At 67.1% G+C, this 16962-nt stretch carries 19 protein-coding genes; 11 read left to right on the top strand and 8 right to left on the bottom strand.

The window, feature by feature from the left end:
- Positions 1 to 301: 301 nt before the first annotated feature.
- Positions 302 to 1000 (bottom strand): endonuclease III, encoded by a 699-nt coding sequence (gene nth, locus AC6HZP_RS00925; RefSeq protein ID WP_497525026.1) that lies wholly within the window; start codon positions 998 to 1000, stop codon positions 302 to 304.
- Positions 1001 to 1055: 55 nt separating this feature from the next.
- On the opposite strand from nth, the gene AC6HZP_RS00930 reads away from it, so the two are divergent.
- Both AC6HZP_RS00930 and AC6HZP_RS00935 read left to right on the top strand, forming a co-directional pair.
- Positions 1056 to 1568 (top strand): DUF2244 domain-containing protein, encoded by a 513-nt coding sequence (locus tag AC6HZP_RS00930; protein WP_497525027.1) that lies wholly within the window; start codon positions 1056 to 1058, stop codon positions 1566 to 1568.
- A 253-nt stretch (positions 1569 to 1821) separates the two neighbouring features.
- Positions 1822 to 2703 carry an SDR family oxidoreductase gene (locus AC6HZP_RS00935; protein WP_497525028.1) on the top strand — a complete coding sequence of 294 codons (882 nt, stop codon included), beginning with the start codon at positions 1822 to 1824 and terminating at the stop codon, positions 2701 to 2703.
- Here AC6HZP_RS00935 and AC6HZP_RS00940 read toward each other — a convergent pair whose 3' ends face one another.
- The 4 genes from AC6HZP_RS00940 to AC6HZP_RS00955 form a co-directional block, all read right to left on the bottom strand.
- Positions 2704 to 3732, bottom strand: a complete 1029-nt coding sequence (locus tag AC6HZP_RS00940) for a glycosyltransferase family protein (RefSeq protein ID WP_497525029.1) — start codon at positions 3730 to 3732, stop codon at positions 2704 to 2706. It lies immediately after the preceding gene.
- A complete protein-coding gene (locus AC6HZP_RS00945) occupies positions 3722 to 4483 on the bottom strand; it encodes a ferredoxin reductase (RefSeq protein ID WP_497525030.1) in 762 nt (253 codons plus the stop codon). The genes AC6HZP_RS00940 and AC6HZP_RS00945 overlap by 11 nt, the downstream gene beginning before the upstream one ends.
- 7 nt (positions 4484 to 4490) lie before the next feature.
- Positions 4491 to 5096 (bottom strand): sulfite oxidase-like oxidoreductase, encoded by a 606-nt coding sequence (locus AC6HZP_RS00950; protein ID WP_497525031.1) that lies wholly within the window; start codon positions 5094 to 5096, stop codon positions 4491 to 4493.
- A gap of 68 nt (positions 5097 to 5164) precedes the next feature.
- Positions 5165 to 5944, bottom strand: a complete 780-nt coding sequence (locus AC6HZP_RS00955; protein WP_497525032.1) for an alpha/beta hydrolase — start codon at positions 5942 to 5944, stop codon at positions 5165 to 5167.
- A 249-nt stretch (positions 5945 to 6193) separates the two neighbouring features.
- On the opposite strand from AC6HZP_RS00955, the gene infC reads away from it, so the two are divergent.
- The 5 genes from infC to pheT all read left to right on the top strand — a co-directional run bounded on the left by infC (position 6194) and on the right by pheT (position 11357).
- Complete coding sequence (gene infC, locus AC6HZP_RS00960) at positions 6194 to 6733, top strand: translation initiation factor IF-3 (RefSeq protein WP_201404621.1); 540 nt, start codon at positions 6194 to 6196, stop codon at positions 6731 to 6733.
- A gap of 344 nt (positions 6734 to 7077) precedes the next feature.
- Positions 7078 to 7272 carry a 50S ribosomal protein L35 gene (rpmI, locus tag AC6HZP_RS00965; RefSeq protein ID WP_201401663.1) on the top strand — a complete coding sequence of 65 codons (195 nt, stop codon included), beginning with the start codon at positions 7078 to 7080 and terminating at the stop codon, positions 7270 to 7272.
- A 28-nt stretch (positions 7273 to 7300) separates the two neighbouring features.
- The gene (rplT, locus tag AC6HZP_RS00970) at positions 7301 to 7675 is read left to right on the top strand and encodes a 50S ribosomal protein L20 (RefSeq protein WP_201401664.1); all 375 of its coding nucleotides are present in this window, start codon (positions 7301 to 7303) and stop codon (positions 7673 to 7675) included.
- Between the two features lie 170 nt (positions 7676 to 7845).
- Positions 7846 to 8928, top strand: coding sequence for a phenylalanine--tRNA ligase subunit alpha (gene pheS / locus AC6HZP_RS00975; protein WP_201401665.1), 1083 nt, complete (start codon positions 7846 to 7848; stop codon positions 8926 to 8928).
- A gap of 11 nt (positions 8929 to 8939) precedes the next feature.
- Complete coding sequence (pheT, locus tag AC6HZP_RS00980) at positions 8940 to 11357, top strand: phenylalanine--tRNA ligase subunit beta (protein WP_497525033.1); 2418 nt, start codon at positions 8940 to 8942, stop codon at positions 11355 to 11357.
- Between the two features lie 480 nt (positions 11358 to 11837).
- Here pheT and AC6HZP_RS00985 read toward each other — a convergent pair whose 3' ends face one another.
- From AC6HZP_RS00985 to AC6HZP_RS00995, 3 genes are all read right to left on the bottom strand, one after another.
- On the bottom strand, positions 11838 to 12086 hold the full coding sequence (locus tag AC6HZP_RS00985; protein WP_244669694.1) for a BQ00720 family protein: 249 nt from the start codon (positions 12084 to 12086) through the stop codon (positions 11838 to 11840).
- Positions 12087 to 12124: 38 nt separating this feature from the next.
- A complete protein-coding gene (locus AC6HZP_RS00990) occupies positions 12125 to 12553 on the bottom strand; it encodes an Hsp20 family protein (RefSeq protein WP_201401667.1) in 429 nt (142 codons plus the stop codon).
- 153 nt (positions 12554 to 12706) lie between these two features.
- On the bottom strand, positions 12707 to 13726 hold the full coding sequence (locus tag AC6HZP_RS00995; protein ID WP_497525034.1) for a Gfo/Idh/MocA family protein: 1020 nt from the start codon (positions 13724 to 13726) through the stop codon (positions 12707 to 12709).
- 128 nt (positions 13727 to 13854) lie between these two features.
- On the opposite strand from AC6HZP_RS00995, the gene AC6HZP_RS01000 reads away from it, so the two are divergent.
- The 4 genes from AC6HZP_RS01000 (at position 13855) to lptB (ending at position 16916) form a co-directional block, all read left to right on the top strand.
- Complete coding sequence (locus AC6HZP_RS01000) at positions 13855 to 14469, top strand: ribonuclease D (protein ID WP_201401669.1); 615 nt, start codon at positions 13855 to 13857, stop codon at positions 14467 to 14469.
- A gap of 177 nt (positions 14470 to 14646) precedes the next feature.
- Positions 14647 to 15306: an LPS export ABC transporter periplasmic protein LptC gene (lptC, locus tag AC6HZP_RS01005; RefSeq protein ID WP_497525035.1), complete on the top strand. Its 660-nt coding sequence runs from the start codon at positions 14647 to 14649 to the stop codon at positions 15304 to 15306.
- A complete protein-coding gene (locus AC6HZP_RS01010; RefSeq protein ID WP_497525036.1) occupies positions 15303 to 16013 on the top strand; it encodes an LptA/OstA family protein in 711 nt (236 codons plus the stop codon). Before lptC ends, AC6HZP_RS01010 begins: the two co-directional genes overlap by 4 nt.
- A gap of 138 nt (positions 16014 to 16151) precedes the next feature.
- Positions 16152 to 16916, top strand: a complete 765-nt coding sequence (lptB, locus tag AC6HZP_RS01015; RefSeq protein WP_371813054.1) for an LPS export ABC transporter ATP-binding protein — start codon at positions 16152 to 16154, stop codon at positions 16914 to 16916.
- Positions 16917 to 16962: the final 46 nt, after the last annotated feature.

Genomic DNA, 16962 nt, shown 5'->3' on the forward strand with positions numbered 1-16962 from the left:
GGGCCGGCATCGCGGATAGCTTCCTCGCTTGTAGGAGCGTCACGGTCCGGCCTCCGGGTCTCCCCGGCCGATCGACCCACGCCGCCATCATCCTGAGGTGCTTCGCGCCAGCGAAGCCTCGAAGGAGGGTCCAGCGGGACTCTTCAATCTGCAGACGCAATCCGCGCCCCGTGGTCTCGCGGGCGTTCGCTGGACCCTCCTTCGAGGCCCGGCTTTGCCTGATACCTCAGGATGATGGTCGAGGTTGGGAATGGGAGAGAGGTCGGCGACCGATCGCCTTCGCCGCGCTGGAGCGACGCCCTCAGGCGATCGTCTTGTCCGGGTAGCGGCAGAGGTCGTTGATCAGGCAGATGGCGCAGTCGGGCTTGCGCGCCTTGCAGACATAGCGGCCGTGCAAGATCAGCCAGTGATGCGCGTGCAGCATGTATTTCGCCGGGATGATCCGGTTCAGCTCCTTCTCGACGGCGTCGACCGTCTTGCCGGGGGCAAGGCCGGTGCGGTTGCCGATCCGGAAGATATGCGTGTCGACGGCGATGGTCGGGTGGCCGAAGGCGATGTTCAGAACGACATTCGCCGTCTTGCGGCCGACGCCGGGCAGCGCCTCGAGCGCTTCGCGGTCGTCCGGGACCTCGCCGCCATGCAGCTCGACCAGCATCCTCGACAGGCCGATGACGTTCTTCGCCTTGGTGCGGAAGAGGCCGATTGTCTTGATGTAGTCGCTGACCTGTTCCTCGCCGAGCGCCAGCATCTTTGCCGGCGTGTCGGCGATGGCGAACAGCGCCCGCGTCGCCTTGTTGACGCCGGCGTCGGTCGCCTGCGCCGACAGCACGACGGCGACCAGCAGCGTGAAGGTGTTGACGCTCTCGAGCTCGCCCTTCGGTTCGGGATCGCGCGCCTGGAAACGGGCGAAGACCTCTTCCACCTCGGCCTTGGTGAAGCGCTTCGACGCGGCCTTTCGGCGCGGCGGCGGGGCAGGGGGAAGAGGCTGTGCATCGGACATGCATCCTCTATACTGGCCCGCCATGAGCGGCCGCAATGTCGACATGACCCGAACCGTGACCCAACCAGCCTCCCGCCCAGACCCAGACGGCGACGATCCCCGCCCGGAACTCCTGTTCCACGCGACACTGAAGCCGTATCGCTCGCTGTCGCCGCGCGGCTATGCGGCGCTGCTGATGGTCTTCGGCGCCACCTGCTTCCTGAGCGGGCTCCTGTTCTGGTCGATCGGCGCCTGGCCGATCGCCGGCTTCTTCGGCCTCGACATCCTGATCCTGCAGTTCGCCTTCCGCATGAACTATCGCTCGGCCCGCGCCTGCGAGATCGTCGAGATGACGCCGGACCATCTGACCGTCCGCCGGATCGCCGCGAACGGCCGCTCCGAGGATTTCGACTTCAATCCCTACTGGGCGAAGCTCGAGGTCGACCGGCATGAAGAGTGGGGCATCGTGCGGATGGCGCTCGCCTCGCATGGCCGCCGCCTTTCGATCGGCAGCTTCCTCAATCCGGATGACCGCGAGAGTTTTGCCAGGGCCTTTTCAAAGGCGCTCGCCTCGGTCCGCCACGCCTGAGGCGGGGCCTGTAAAGGGCCCTCACCCCAACCCTCTCCCGCCAGCGGGAGAGGGAGATCGCCTGCGTTTGTCGTTGCGTCCTGAGGGGATGAAGGGCTCTGGCCCAAACCCTCGCCCGCTTGCGGGAGAGGGTAGGGTGAGGGTCTTGCTTGCGCGATGCGCCAGACACGCAGGCCCGGCCGCCCTTGAACCCAGGGCTGCAACGGCGATATTTCCCGGACAACAGAAATTCGATCGGCGTCCGGGGGTGAGCATGACCGACCAGAACCTCTTCATATTCGGCATGGGCTTTTCCGGCCTGGCGACCGCCCGCCTCGTGCGCGACGACTACGCGACGATCGGCGCGACCGTGCGCACGGCGGAAAAGGCGGAGCGGCTCAGCGCCGAGGGCATCGACGCCCATGTCTTCGACGGCGAGACGGTGTCGGACGAGCTGGTCGCGGCGGTGAAGCGGGCGACGCATGTCGTGCAGTCGATCCCGCCGGGCTCCACCGGCGATCCCGTCCTTGCGCTGCTCCGCGACGCGCTGGTCGGCGCGGAAAACCTCGAATGGATCGGCTATCTCTCGACCGTCGGCGTCTATGGCGACCATGGCGGCGGCTGGGTCGACGAGGCGACCGAGCCGAAGCCGCTTTCGGGCCGCTCGGTCGAGCGCGTCAGGGCCGAGGCCGATTGGCGCCGTCTCGGCGAGCAACTCGGCGTGCCGGTGGCGCTGCTTCGCCTCTCCGGCATCTACGGCCCCGGCCGCAACGCGCTCGCGCAGATCGCCGACGGCACGGCGCGGCGGTTGGTGAAGCCCGGCCAGATCTTCAACCGCATCCATGTCGCCGACATCGCGACGGCGGTCGCCGCCGCCGCCGAGCGCAAGGCTTCCGGCGTGTTCAACGTCACCGACGACGAGCCGGCGCCGCCGCAGGACGTGGTCACCTACGCCGCCGAACTCGCCGGCTATCCGCTGCCGCCGGAGATCGATTTCGCCACCGCCGACCTGCCGCCGATGGTCCGATCCTTCTATGGCGAGAACAAGCGTGTCGCCAACAAGCGCCTCGCCGCCGACCTCGGCGTGACGCTCGCTTTCCCGACCTATCGCGAGGGCATCGCCGCGCTCTGGAACGACGGCAGCTGGCGGGGCTAATCAGCCGAACAGCCAGAGGCCGATGAGGGCGAGCTGCAGCAGCGCGACGATGCCGACCAGCGTCGCCAGCCGGCCGTTGCGGCGGCGGAGCTCGCGGATCTCGGCGTGCAGCTTGAGCAGGGCGGCGTTCGAGGCCGTCTCCGCCTCGGCGACGCTGCGCCGCCAGCTTCCGACCAGCTGCATCAGCCCGGCCGCGTCGAGTTTCTCGGTCCAGACGTCGTCGAGCTCTAGCAGCGCATGGTCGCCGGCTGCTTCCGATTGCGCCGTCCAGGGCTTCTTGGCGGCGTAGTGGAGGACGCGCGCCGCGCCGGCCGCGCCGCGCAGGATGGGCTCGTAGGTTCGCATGTAGTTGTCGCGGATGGGCAGCCAGGCGATGTCGTCGCCGAGGAAGGCGTTGAGGATGCCCTGGTCGCCGCCGTCGAAGGAGGGCGTAGCCGGCAGGCGGGTGAACAGCGAGCGCCGCATCGCCGCGTCGGGGGAAAGCGCGAAGACGCCGGAATTGAAGACGGGGAACGACTGGTTGCAGAGCAGGTCCGGCGCGGCGGCGAAGCCGGTGCCGTCGAACAGATCGTCGATCGGCTCGCGCACCAGGCAATCGGCGTCGAGGAAGACCAGGCGATCGAGCGAGACGAAGCTGAACGCCCAGAGTTTTGTCAGCGTGCGGCGGAAGCGCGCCGCCATGCTTCCCTCGAGGTCGTGCTTGAGGATCTCCGGCACGGAAAGCACGGCGAGATTGTCGCCGGCGATCGCCGGGCGCCAGCCTCCCGCCGCCAGGATCAGGATCGGCGCGCCGGAGGTGGCGCGCAGCGAGCGCAGCAGCACGTCGAGGCCGAGCGCGTATTCCGCCGTGCCGATCAGGACATAGGCGACGCGCCGGCCGTTCCGGAGCGCGCTCGGGCCGAGGCCGTCGAGCCAGGCCGCCGCCGCGCGGTCGAGATAACTGGCGAAGGCGAGCAGCGCGTCGGTATCGCGGGCGTCGATCTCCGCGGGCACCGTGGCGGCGACGATCGAAAGCGGTTCAGCCCCCATAGCGTTCCGCCTTGATGCTGGCGAATGGAATGCCGGCGTCGAGCGCGAAGGTCGAGGCGGCGGCGACGAAGGGGTTGGCGCCGCAGATGAAGGTCGTCTTCGGCGGCGCGGGCAGGCTCGCCAGCGCGGCGTCGACCAGGGCGCCGTCGATGCGGCCCCGGCGAGCGCCCTCGACCACCGCCGGCTCGCGGCTCAGCGTCGCGAACAGCGAGAAATGCGGCTCCTCGGCGGCGCGTCGAAGCAGTTCGTCGCGCCAGATCCAGTCGGCGTGGCGGCGGAAGGAACAGATCAGCGCCGTCGGGATGTCGGGGGCGGAAAGCGCCCGGTAGCGCAGGATCGACATCAGCGGCACCAGGCCGGAACCGCCGGCGATCAACAGCAGCGGTCCGCCCTCTTCGGCGCGCCAGATGAAATGGCCGCCGATCGGCCCGCGCATCTCGATCGTGTCGTCGACCTCGACCACCTCATGGAAGAAGGGCGACACCTCGCCGTCGTCGATCAGGTCGATGGCGAGCTCGATCGTGCCGCTGCCGTCCGGGGCCGAGCCGATCGAATAGCTGCGCTCGGCCTGGTAGCCGTCCGGCGCGGTCAGCCGGATGTCGACATGCTGGCCGGCGGTGAAGCCGCGCCAGTCCGCCGGCTTCAGCCGGAACAGTTTTACTCGCGGCGTCGAAGTCGTGATGGCGACGACGGTCGCCTCCTGCCAGACCAGCCGTTCCGGCTGCGGCGCGATGTCGGGAAGGTTGCTCAAGGCCGTCTCAATCGCCGGTGAAGCGCTGTTCGCGCCACGGATCGCCGCGCATGTGGTAGCCCCGGAGCTCCCAGAAGCCCGCCTCGTCGCGGCTGGTGAACTGCAGGCCGTTCACCCATTTGGCCGATTTCCAGAAATAGAGATGCGGCACCAGGAGCCGCGCCGGCCCGCCATGGTCGGGGCTGATCGGCTGGCCCTCGAAATGGGTCGCGATCATCGCCTTGCCGTTGATCAGGTCATCCGTCGGCACGTTGGTCGAATAGCCGTCATAGGAATGGGCGAGGGTGAATTCGCTCGGCGCGGCGACGCCGGCCTCGGCCAGGATGTCGTCGATGGTCACGCCGGACCAGGCGGTGTTGAACTTCGACCATTTCGTCACGCAGTGGATGTCGCGGGTCAGCTTGGTCTTCGGCAGCTGGTTGAACGCTTCCCAGCTCCAGCTGGCGACCGGCCGCACGCCGTCCTTGACGGTGAGGCGCCAGCCGTCGAGCGCGACGCGGGGCGTCGGCCCGGCCGAGAGGACCGGGAAATCGTCGGTCAGATATTGCCCGGGCGGCAGCCGCTCGCCGACCTCGTCGGTGGGGCGCTTGCCGAAGAAACCGCGCGTGGCCATGCCTCGCTCCTTCCGTGCCGAGGGCTGCCGGGGGGGAATACCCGGCGCACCCGCTGGAAATCGCCCCGTCAGGCGACCTGCTCGACGGCGGCGATCAGCTTCCTGAGATCCTCCGGCCGCGACAATCTGTGGCCGGCATCCTTGATCAATGTCAGAACCACATCGTCCTGCGCGAGCTGCGCGACAAGGTCGATCGCGACCTGGTACGGCACTTCGTCGTCGAGCACGCCCTGGATGATATGGACCGGCGCGCCGAGCGCAACCGGCCGGTGGCCGAGAAGATGCGCCTCGCCGTCGTCGATCAGCTTCTTGGTGATCAGATAGGGCTGGTCGGAATAGGCGCTCGGTTGGCGGAGCGCGCCGGTGGTCTCCATCTCGGCCCGCTCGGCCGGCGTCATCCGGGCGAGGATCAGGTCGCGCGTCATGTCGACGGCGGGCGCCAGCAGCACCAGGCCGGCGACGCGGCCGGGCGCGGTCCGGTTCAGCTCAAGCGCCAGCAGCAGCGCGATCCAGCCGCCCATCGACGAGCCGACGAGGATCTGCGGGCCGCTGGTCTCGGCCTCGAGCACGGCGCGGGCCTCTTCCAGCCAGCGGGTGATGGTGCCGTCGGCGAAATCGCCGCCGGAGACGCCATGGCCGGAATAGTCGAACCGCGTCAGCGCGCGGCCTGTCGCGGCGGCCCATTCGTCCAGCGCTTCGGCTTTCGAGCCGCGCATGTCCGACATGAAGCCGCCGAGGAAGACGATGCCGGGTCGCGCAGCGGCGGCCTCGCCGGGGCGCGTGAGAATCGCGATCTCGCGGGCATCCGGGCCGGCGCCGACGACGATGGTTCTGTGTTCTGAAGGCATCACTTCCTCTCGGGGCGCTCGAATCAGGCGTCGATCCGGCCGTGGCCGGGTCGGAATGGCGGCTTTCGGTTGACTTTCGTGCGGGCTTGGCCGAGTTTCCCCATTCTGCCGGGGAGCGATTGACCCGCGCGTGCCACGCCTTGCTCCGCCCGGATGGATTTCTCCGTCCTGGCCTAGCCAGAGACGTGGTTCGTACCCATTTAGTCAAGCCGCTGGCTAGAATCTGAAACGTTAGAGGAGACTGCCCCCATTCGCCGTCCGTTCAAAGCGCAGGAGCCCACCAAGGATGGGCCGCGTATCAACCGCGAGATCCGTGGTGTCCGTGAAGTCCAGTTGATCGGAGAGGACGGCCAGAACATCGGCGTCATCTCGATCCAGGAGGCGCTTGCCGCCGCGCAGGAAGCCGGCCTCGACCTCGTCGAGATTGCGCCGAATTCCCAGCCGCCGGTCTGCAAGATCCTCGATTTCGGCCGCTTCAAGTACCAGACCCAGAAGAAGGCCAACGAGGCTCGCAAGAACCAGAAGGTCGTCGAGGTCAAAGAGATCAAGATGCGCCCCGCCATCGATGACCACGACTACGAGGTCAAGATGAAGGCGATCAAGCGCTTCTTCGAAGAGGGCGACAAGGTCAAGCTGACGCTCCGCTTCCGCGGCCGCGAGATGGCTCACCAGCATCTCGGCATGAAGCTGCTCGAGCGGGTGCGCGACGAGACCGCCGAAATTTCCAAGGTCGAGGCGGAGCCGAAGCTCGAAGGCCGCCAGATGATCATGGTGCTGGCCCCCCGCTGAGGCGGCCGGCCCACCAGCGTTCGAACGCTGCAGGCAGGCGGACCGGAAACATCGGCCCGCCCATGCCATCTGGATCCTGTGGATCCCGCCATCGGGATGGCGTCCTCTGGAATACGGCATCCGCGATCCCGTCATCTGGGATCTTGCCACCTTCCTCCGCTCCCGCTATAGATCCGCCGTTTCCGAGCCGCCCGGCGCGAGGAACGTCAATCCGTTGACGATTTTCTCAGGGCATGCCGCGTCGGCTCACGAATGCTTCCATGCCGAAGCGACCACCGAACCGCCTGTCTCCGGACCGGCGCGCCATGGATCGCATCCCGGCAGCACGATTAAGGATGAGCAAAATGCCCAAGTTGAAGACCAAGAGCGGCGCCAAGAAGCGCTTCAAGCTCACCGGTACCGGACGCGTCAAGGCAGGCCAGGCAGGCAAGCGCCATGGCATGATCAAGCGCACCGCCAAGTTTGTCCGTAATGCACGCGGCACCACCGTGCTTTCGGATGCGGATGCGAAGATCGTCAAGCAGTTCCTGAACGGCTGAACCGTCCCCCTTACCTGGAGTTTGAATCATGTCGCGAGTTAAGCGGGGCGTAACCTCACACGCCAAGCACAAGAAGGTCCTGAAGCGCGCCAAGGGCTTCTACGGCCGTCGCAAGAACACCATCCGTACGGCAAAGGCAGCGGTCGACAAGGCCGCCCAGTACGCCTTCCGTGACCGCAAGGCCAAGAAGCGCAACTTCCGCGCTCTCTGGATCCAGCGCATCAACGCGGCCGTCCGCGAAGTTGCCGAGAACCTCACCTACAGCCGCTTTATCGATGGCCTCGCAAAGGCCGGGATCGAAGTCGACCGCAAGGTGCTGGCCGAACTGGCAATCAGCCAGCCGGCAGCCTTCAAGGCGCTGGTCGATCAGGCTCAGGGCGCTCTGCAGCAGCAGGCCGCCTGAGTGGGGATGGCCGCCTTCGGGCGGCCTCCCGCCGGACTTTCCGGGGCCGGAACGCAATCGCGCCGCCGCCGCTTTTCGCGGCCGCGGCGTTTGGCGTGATCCGGCGAGCATTCCTCTTCGGATCGAACTGATGATGATCCGGCGCCTCACCGGCGCCCATGAGGAATGACATGTCCGATCTCGAACTTCTCGAACGCGACATCCGCGCGGCCATCGACGGCGCTTCCGACGAAGCCGCGATCGAGACGGTCCGCGTCGCCGCCCTCGGCAAGAAGGGCTCCGTCTCCGAACTGCTGAAGGGCCTCGGCGCGATGACGCCGGACGAGCGCAAGGTCATGGGACCGGCGCTGAACGGCCTTCGCGATCGCGTCTCCGAGGCGCTTCTCGCCCGCCGCGCCAGCCTCAAGGAAGCCGGCCTCGCCGCGCGCCTCGCGTCGGAAGCGGTCGACGTCACGCTGCCGCTGCGCGCAAGCCCGCTCGAACAGGGCCGCATCCATCCGATCTCGCAGGTGATCGATGAGATCTCGGCGATCTTCGGCGATCTCGGCTTCGCCGTCGCCGAAGGGCCTGATATCGAGACCGACCACTATAATTTCACCGCGCTGAACTTCCCCGTCGGCCATCCGGCCCGCGAGATGCACGACACCTTCTTCTTCAATCCGGACGAGAAGGGCGAGCGGCTGCTGCTGAGGACGCACACCTCGCCGGTGCAGATGCGCACCATGCAGGCCCAGAAGCCGCCGATCCGCATCATCGCGCCCGGCCGCACCTATCGCAACGACAGCGACCAGACCCATACGCCGATGTTCCACCAGGTCGAGGGCCTGGTGATCGACACGTCGAGCCATATCGGCCATCTGAAGTGGCTCTTGGAAGAGTTCTGCCGCGCCTTCTTCGAGGTCGACAAGGTCGAGATGCGCATGCGTCCGTCCTTCTTCCCCTTCACCGAACCGTCGATGGAAGTCGACATCCGCTGCAAGCGGGTCGGCAACGAGGTGCGCTTCGGCGAGGGCGACGACTGGCTCGAGATCCTCGGCTGCGGCATGGTCCATCCGAACGTCATCCGCTTCGCCGGCCTCGATCCCGACGTCTACCAGGGCTTCGCCTTCGGCATGGGCATCGATCGCATCGCCATGCTGAAATACGGCATGCCGGACCTGCGCGCCTTCTTCGACGCCGATCAGCGCTGGCTGAACCATTACGGCTTCCGTCCGCTGGATCTCCCGACGCTCGTCGGCGGCCTGAGCTCGTAAAGGAAAGACCCATGAAATTCACGCTTTCCTGGCTCAAGGAGCATCTTGAGACCACCGCCTCGCTCGACGAGATCACCGATGCGCTGACCCGCGTCGGCCTCGAGGTCGAGAGCGTCGAGGACAAGGCCAAGGCGCTCGCGCCCTTCACCATCGCCTATGTCGTCTCGGCGGTTCAGCATCCGAACGCCGATCGCCTGCGCGTCTGCATGGTCGATACCGGCTCGGGCGAGCCTGTGCAGGTCGTCTGCGGCGCGCCGAACGCCCGCACGGGCATGAAGAGCGTCTTCTCGCCGGCCGGCACCTATATCCCCGGCAAGGACATTACGCTCACCGTCGGCACCATCCGCGGCGTCGAGAGCCACGGCATGCTGTGCTCGGCCGCCGAGCTGGAGCTGTCCGAGGACCATGACGGCATCCTCGAGCTGCCGGCCGATGCGCCGGTCGGCGTCGGCTATGCCGAATGGGCCGGCCTCGGCGATCCCGTCATCGACATCGCCATCACGCCGAACCGCCCGGATTGCCTCGGCATCCACGGCGTCGCCCGCGATCTGGCGGCGGCTGGCCTCGGCCAGCTGAAGGACCGTTCGGTCGCTCCGGTCGAAGGCAAATTCCCGTCGCCGGTCGCAGTCCACTTCGAGTTCGGCGACACGCCGCCGCTCACCCCCGCCTTCGCGCTCCGCCTGGTGCGCGGCGTCAAGAACGGCCCGTCGCCGGAATGGATGCAGCGCCAGCTGCGCGCCATCGGGCTGCGTCCGATCAACGCGCTGGTCGACATCACCAACTACCTCACCTTTGATCGCGGCCGGCCGCTGCACGTCTTCGACGCCGCCAAGGTCAAGGGCGACCTGATCGTGCGCCGGGGCCGGGAAGGCGAGAGCCTGCTTGCGCTCGACGGCAAGACCTATGCCGTCGATCCGTCGATCTGCGTCATCGCCGACGACAACGGCCTTGAGTCGCTCGGCGGCATCATGGGCGGCGAGGCCTCCGGCTGCGACGAGGGCACGGTCGACGTGCTGATCGAATCGGCGCTGTGGGAGCCGCTCAACATCGCCCAGACCGGCCGCAAGCTCGGCATCCATTCGGATGCGCGCTACCGCTTCGAGCGCGGCGTCGATCCGGCCTTCATGCTGCCCGGCCTCGAGCTCGCCACCCGCCTGGTGCAGGAGCTCTGCGGCGGCGAGGCGAGCGAAATCGTCGTCACCGGCGCGGCGCCGGAGCCGCATCTCGTGCTCGCCTTCCCGATTTCGGAAGTGAAGCGCCTGGCCGGCATCGATCCGAGCGAGGAAGAGATCCGCCGCGTGCTGACGGCGCTCGGCTTCACGGTTTCCGGCGACGCGCCGGTGCTGACCGTCGGCGTGCCGTCCTGGCGGCCGGATGTCGACGGCAAGGCCGACCTGGTCGAGGAAGTCATGCGCATCCTCGGCGTCGACCGCGTGCCCTCGACGCCGCTGCCGAAGTCGGAAAACGTCTCAAAGCCGGTGCTGACGCTGGCGCAGACCCGCACGCGCCGCGCCAAGCGGGCGCTCGCCGCGCGCGGCCTCGTCGAGGCGGTGACGTGGTCGTTCGTCGCGAAGCCGGTGGCGGAAGCATTCGGCGGCGGCAAGCCGGAGCTGGCGCTCGCCAATCCGATCTCGACCGACATGTCGGATATGCGGCCGAGCCTGCTGCCCGGCCTGCTGCTCGCCTCGCAGCGCAATGCCGACCGCGGCGTCGCCGATCTCGCTCTGTTCGAGGTCGGGCAGATCTTCCGCGGCATCAAGCCGGCCGACCAGCTGACATCCGCGACCGGCATCCGCCGCGCCACGGCGACGGTGAACGGTGCCGGCCGGCACTGGCAGGGCAAGGCGCCGGCGGTCTCCGTCTTTGACGCCAAGGCCGATGCGCTGGCTCTCCTAGATGCGCTCGGCGCGCCAGTGGACAAGTTCCAGATCGTCGCCGGCGCGCCGGCCTGGTTCCATCCGGGCCGCTCGGGCACGATCCAGCTTGGGCCCCAGAACGTCATCGGCTGGTTCGGCGAGCTGCACCCCTCCGTGCTGGAGGCGCTCGACGTCGACGGCCCGCTGGTCGGCTTCGAGATCCTGCTCGACGCCATTCCGGCGCCGCGCGCCCGCCCGACCAAGACGAAATCGCCGCTGGAGCTGGTGCCCTACCAGCCGGTGACGCGCGACTTCGCCTTCGTCGTCGATCGCAAGGTCGAGGCGGCGAAGCTGGTCAAGGCGGCGCAGGGCGCCGACAAGGCGCTGATCTCCGCCGTTTCGGTGTTCGACGTGTTCGAGGGCGCCTCGCTCGGCACCGACAAGAAGTCTGTCGCCATCGAGGTGACGCTGCGGCCGACGCAGAAGACGCTGACCGACGAGGAGATCGAGGCCGTCTCGGCCAAGATCGTCGCCCAGGTCGGCAAGGCGACGGCGGGCGTGCTGCGCTCGTAAGGTCTCTGCCTTTGAAATAAAAAGCCGCCCGGATGCGAGTCCGGGCGGCTTTTCTTTGTCCGCGTCGGTGGCGGCGCCGAATATAGGGGGTCAGCCTTCGATCGGCTCCGCCATCATCCTGAGGTGCTTCGCGTCAGCGAAGCCTCGAAGGAGGATCCAGCGGGGCACCCTGGTCTGCGGATGTAGTCGGGGACTTCGGAGGGATCCGCCACCCCTATAGGCGTTCCCTGGACCCTCCTTCGAGGCCCGGCTTTGCCGGGCACCTCAGGATGATGGTCGGGGTTGGGAATGCGGTTCGGGAGCATGGTTCTGGCGACCCAGCGCACCGTGACACCCCCAAAAAACGGCGAAGGCACCGGATTAAAAACGGCGAAGGCACCGGATTCCGCCCGCGAAAGGGGGAATATCCGATGCCCAAACCAGCGATCAGGGGCAGTTCACTTCAGGGACACCGCGATGGGGGCGCGGCGTGGCAGGAGCCTATTGCAGGCTGACCGTCTCGAGATCGTTTTCGTGCGCGTTCATGACGATCGCCTCGCGACTGTCGGAAATCATGAGCGGCGTGCCGCGCGCGTCAAGCAAAGCCCAGAACTTCTGTCCCGGCGCGATTTCGGGCGCATCGGGGAAGAGTTCGCGGATGTTCTCCGACTGGATCGCCTTCACATAGGCGATCTGGCCATTGCCGAGGCCGGCGAAATTCTCAGGAGACATGGTGATACGGTTAGTCATGATTGATCTCCTCAATTCGAGCGAGAGGACCGGCGACCTCAGTCGCGAACGCCGATCTCGATCTTGCGGACAATCCGTTCCGGCGTGGGCCGGGCCAGGTCGATCGCAAGCAGTCCATCTTTCAACTCCGCCGAGATGATCTCGATCCCGTCGGCCAGCACGAAGGTCTTCTGGAACTGTCGTGCCGCGATGCCGCGGTGAAGGTAGATCCGCTCGCGCTCGTCAGTCTGGCGACCGCGAATGACGAGTTGGTTCTCTTCCACGGTCACCTCGAGCGCGTCGCGGGAGAACCCGGCAACGGCCAGCGTGATCCGCAGGCACTCATCGCGCATGTCGGTCTTGTTGATCCGCTCGATATTGTAGGGCGGATACCCGTCGCCCGATGCCTTCGCGACCCGATCGAGAGCTCGTTCGATCTCGTCGAATCCGAGAAGCAGCGGACTGGAGAACGCGGAAACGCGCGACATCCACAAAGTCCTTTCACTAAGCGACCTTGTCAGCGGACCCTCGAGGAGGCATCCGACGGGAGAATTCCCGCGACCCCAATATGGTTGTCCCTGGAGCCGGCTTCAAGAACGGGGGAAGGGCAGCGACAATCCGTCGGCCCGAAGCGGCAAAGCTCAGGGTTTCTCCCAGTTTCCCGAGCGCTCCGAACGGAACAGCGCGTCGAGCACCGCCATGTTGGCGAGCGCGTCGTCGAGGCCGTAGCGCCAGGGACCCGTCCCCCGCACCGCGCGCGAGAACGCCTCGGCCTGCAGGGCGTACTGGTCGACCGGCGGGAAGGTGATCTTCTCGACCGGCTGGCCGGGGCCGTGCACGTCGAGGAGGATCCGCGACGTCTCGTCGGTCGGCGCCGAGAACGGCGTATCCAGCTCGATGCGGCCCTCGGTGCCGACGATGCCGACGCGCTGGAAGCGGAAGGCCTGGGTCGAGAGCTGGGCGCTGAACTGCCTTCCGCCGCCGAAATCGGCGAGGATGGCGGCGGAGCGGTCGGTGCCCATGACCGGATCGCGGTCGATCAGCGCCTGCACGCGGACGGGCTCGGCGCCGAAGATCAGCCGCGCCGAGGCGATGGCGTAGCAGCCGATGTCGAGCATGGCGCCGCCGCCGGTCTCGGGCCGGTTGCGGATGTTGGCGGGATCGACGTTCAGGAACGAGAAGAAGGTCTGCACCGCCTTGACCGGGCCGATCCGGCCGGAGGCGACGATGTCAGCGACCGCCTGCCATTGCGGGTGGTGGCGGATCATGAAGGCCTCGCCGATCAGCACGCCCTGTGGCGCCGCCTTCAGGCGCAGCGCGTCGGCGAGATCGAGGCCGATCGGCTTCTCGCAGAGCACGTGCTTGCCCTTTTCCGCCGCCGCGAGCGTCGTCTCGACATGCAGATGGTTCGGCAGCGCATTGTAGATGGCGTCGATCTCGGGATCGTCGATCAGTTCCTGGTACGAGCCATAGGCGCGCGGGATGTCGAAGGCGGAGGCGAAATTGCGGGCATTCTCCAGTGAGCGCGATGCGACCGCGACGATCTCCGTCGACGCGCTCTTCAGCATCGCCGGCACGACGCGCTGGCGCGCGATGCGGGCCGTGCTCAGGATGCCCCAGCGGACCTTTTCCGCCGCCGGTTCGCCTGCGAGATAGCTCATTGTCATATTCCTCCGTCCGCCCGGGCCATGACATGCGGCCCGTCGGCTGTGACCTGCGTCATTGCAGAAGTCGATATGCTTCGTTAGGAAAACGCAAACGCTTCCGGCATCTGGGGAAATTTTCTGTCATGACGATCCGCCTGCATCGCGGCGACCTGCCCGATCTCGCCCGCTACGGCGCATCCGTTGCGATCGATACCGAGACGCTCGGGCTCAACCCGCATCGCGACCGTCTCTGCGTCGTGCAGCTTTCCGCCGGCGACGGCTCGGCCGACGTCGTCCAGATCGCGCCGGGCCAGAAGGAGGCGCCGAACCTCGTCAAGCTTCTGACAGACCCGGCCGTCACCAAGATCTTCCATTTCGCCCGCTTCGACGTCGCCGTGCTCGGCAACACCTTCGGCATCGAGGTCGCCCCGGTCTACTGCACCAAGATCGCCTCGCGCCTGACCCGCACCTATACCGACCGGCACGGCCTCAAGGACCTGGTCAAGGAACTGCTCGACGTCGACCTCTCGAAGCAGCAGCAGAGTTCCGACTGGGCGGCGGAGAAGCTCTCCGACGCGCAGCTCGCCTATGCCGCCTCCGACGTGCTCTATCTGCATGCGCTGAAGGCGAAGCTCGACGAGCGGCTGGCGCGCGAGAAGCGGACCGAACTGGCCGAGGCCTGCTTCCGCTTCCTGCCGACCCGCGCGGCGCTCGATCTTGCGGGTTGGCCAGAAGAAGATATCTTCGCGCATTCCTGAGTGACTGCGGCCGATTTGCCGCCCGCCTTGGTTTGCGTCGCCAAATATCCATATTGGTATCGCCTGTGACGGAATTGGTATCGCCTGCGATCGAGCGGCGGCAAAAGGCATCAGAGCGGAGATGGCATGAGAGCGACGACTGACCCCACCTGGTCAGCCCCCGGGCCCGGACAGTTCGTGGACGTCCGCGACGGCGTCGACGCACGGTATCGCGCGGCCCGGCGCCACAGCATCTTCGTCCGCATCCTGAAGATCGCGCTGCCGACCGTGAGCGTCCTGGTCGCCGGCGGCTTCTTCCTGTTCACCTATTTCGTGCCGAGCCTGCCGGAAGGCGTGTCATTCGGCTCGATCGACGTCACCAACAACGCCGTGGTGATGGAGAGCCCGCATGTCTCGGGCTACACCAACAATGGCCGCGCCTACGAGCTGAAGGCCGACCGGGCCGAGCAGTCGCTCGAGAACACCAAGGTCGTCACGCTGCAGAAGATCGGCGCCACCATCGGCATCGGCAATGACGATACCGCCAAGGTCGACGCCACGACCGGCACCTATTATGCCGACACGCAGCGCCTCTTCCTCGACAAGGCGATCAAGCTCAAGACCTCGACCGGCATCGACGGGACGCTGCAATCGGCCGACATCGACATGAAGGCGGGGACGATGCGCTCCGACAAGCCGATCGATTTCAGCGCCCAGGGCAGCCGCATCCTGGCGAACAGCGTCGAGGTACAGGATCGCGGCAAGCGTGTTATGTTCCGAAACGGGGTCAAGGTGACGTATACCGCCCCTGCCGAATCGCCTTCCCCGCAGCCCGCCGCACCTTCGGTGATCGAATGACAAGATTGTCCCACCGCCGCCTTCTCCTCGCGCTCGCATTCCTGCCGATGGCCTTCGGCGCCGTCGAGGCGCGGGCGCAGTCTTCCGGCGACCTGTTCAAGGGCTTCCAGACCGGCCAGAAGGGCCCCGTCAACGTCGAGGCGGATTCGCTCGACGTCGTCGAGAAGGACGGCCAGCGGATTTCGACCTTCACCGGCAACGTCACCGTGACGCGCGGCGACAGCGTGCTGAAGGCAGGCAAGATCTCGATCTTCTCGACCGCCTCGAAGCCGGCCGCCGGCGCCGATGCGGCGGATGCCAAGGCTACGGACGCCAAGGCTGCCGATGCCAAGCCTGCGGACGCCAAGGCTGGCAATGCCAAGGCTGCGGACACCAAGGCCGCGGCGGCGAAGGAAGAGCCGTCGGCGCTGGAAGGCACGCTGCCCGGCGCCGGAAGCTTCACCCGCATCGAGGCGAGCGGCAAGGTCTATGTGAATTCCGGCCAGCAGACCGCGACCGGCGACACCGCCGTCGTCGACATGGTCGGCAAGCTGGTGACGCTCTCCGGCAATGTCGTCCTCAGCCAGGGCCCGAACGTCATCACCGGCAACAAGCTGACCTGGGACATGACGACCGGCCGCGCCCGCGTCGACCAGACGCCGGGTGCCCGCATCCGCGGCATCTTCACGCCGGGCTCGACGCCGGGCGCGCCCGGCAAGGCGCCCTGAGCGGGTTGGAATGGATCCCGTCCGGGATCTGCCTGAGGACAGGGACGGCCGCGCGCCGGACCATCGCACGGAGCGCCGGTGATTTTTTCGCGCCTTTTCAATAACGGGTCGACGGCAGCCGCTGGTGCGCCTCGTGAAATCGAGCCGCAGGTGACCCGCTACGCGCAGGACGCCGGCGGGCCCGGCTGGCTCGTCGCGCATGGCCTCGGCAAGAGCTATCGCCGCCGCCGCGTCGTCCATTCGGCCAGCCTCGCGGTATCGCGCGGCGAGGCGGTCGGCCTTCTCGGCCCGAACGGCGCCGGCAAGACGACGATCTTCTACATGATCACCGGCCTGGTCGCCGCCGATCACGGCCGCATCGAGCTGGACGGCAACGACGTCACCCAGATGCCGATGTACCGGCGCGCCCGGCTCGGCATCGGCTATTTGCCGCAGGAGACCTCGATCTTCCGCGGCATGACCGTCGAGCAGAACATCCGCGCCGTGCTGGAGGTGGTCGAGCCGGATCGCCACAAGCGCGACGAGGAGCTCGATTCGCTGCTGGCGGAGTTCCACATCAGCCATCTGCGCAAATCGCCCGCCATCGCGCTCTCCGGCGGCGAGCGGCGGCGCTGCGAGATTGCCCGGGCGCTGGCGAGCCGCCCGGCCTTCATGCTGCTCGACGAGCCCTTCGCCGGCATCGATCCGATCGCCGTCGGCGACATCCAGACGCTGGTGCGCCACCTGACCCAGCGCGGCATCGGTGTGCTGATCACCGACCACAACGTCCGCGAGACGCTCGGCCTGATCGACCGCGCCTACATCATCCATGCCGGCGAAGTGTTGATGGAAGGGCGGCCGGAGGACATCGTCGCCAGCCCGGACGTGCGACGGCTCTATCTCGGCGAGCAGTTTACGCTTTGATGCCGGAGCGGCTTGCGATACCAAGTGGGTGAACCAAGCAAGTCTT

This window comes from Kaistia sp. SLG-1 (genome assembly GCF_059699055.1).

Excerpts from the sequence above, each read along its gene's own strand:
- AC6HZP_RS00935 (WP_497525028.1), top strand. The coding sequence starts at position 1,822 with ATGACCGACCAGAACCTCTTCATATTCGGCATGGGCTTTTCCGGCCTG.
- pheS (WP_201401665.1), top strand. The coding sequence starts at position 7,846 with ATGTCCGATCTCGAACTTCTCGAACGCGACATCCGCGCGGCCATCGAC.
- AC6HZP_RS00985 (WP_244669694.1), bottom strand. The coding sequence starts at position 12,086 with ATGACTAACCGTATCACCATGTCTCCTGAGAATTTCGCCGGCCTCGGC.
- AC6HZP_RS00990 (WP_201401667.1), bottom strand. The coding sequence starts at position 12,553 with ATGTCGCGCGTTTCCGCGTTCTCCAGTCCGCTGCTTCTCGGATTCGAC.
- AC6HZP_RS00940 (WP_497525029.1), bottom strand. The coding sequence starts at position 3,732 with ATGGGGGCTGAACCGCTTTCGATCGTCGCCGCCACGGTGCCCGCGGAG.
- AC6HZP_RS01000 (WP_201401669.1), top strand. The coding sequence starts at position 13,855 with ATGACGATCCGCCTGCATCGCGGCGACCTGCCCGATCTCGCCCGCTAC.
- pheT (WP_497525033.1), top strand. The coding sequence starts at position 8,940 with ATGAAATTCACGCTTTCCTGGCTCAAGGAGCATCTTGAGACCACCGCC.
- nth (WP_497525026.1), bottom strand. The coding sequence starts at position 1,000 with ATGTCCGATGCACAGCCTCTTCCCCCTGCCCCGCCGCCGCGCCGAAAG.
- AC6HZP_RS00950 (WP_497525031.1), bottom strand. The coding sequence starts at position 5,096 with ATGGCCACGCGCGGTTTCTTCGGCAAGCGCCCCACCGACGAGGTCGGC.
- rpmI (WP_201401663.1), top strand. The coding sequence starts at position 7,078 with ATGCCCAAGTTGAAGACCAAGAGCGGCGCCAAGAAGCGCTTCAAGCTC.
- AC6HZP_RS01010 (WP_497525036.1), top strand. The coding sequence starts at position 15,303 with ATGACAAGATTGTCCCACCGCCGCCTTCTCCTCGCGCTCGCATTCCTG.
- rplT (WP_201401664.1), top strand. The coding sequence starts at position 7,301 with ATGTCGCGAGTTAAGCGGGGCGTAACCTCACACGCCAAGCACAAGAAG.
- AC6HZP_RS00955 (WP_497525032.1), bottom strand. The coding sequence starts at position 5,944 with ATGCCTTCAGAACACAGAACCATCGTCGTCGGCGCCGGCCCGGATGCC.
- AC6HZP_RS00995 (WP_497525034.1), bottom strand. The coding sequence starts at position 13,726 with ATGAGCTATCTCGCAGGCGAACCGGCGGCGGAAAAGGTCCGCTGGGGC.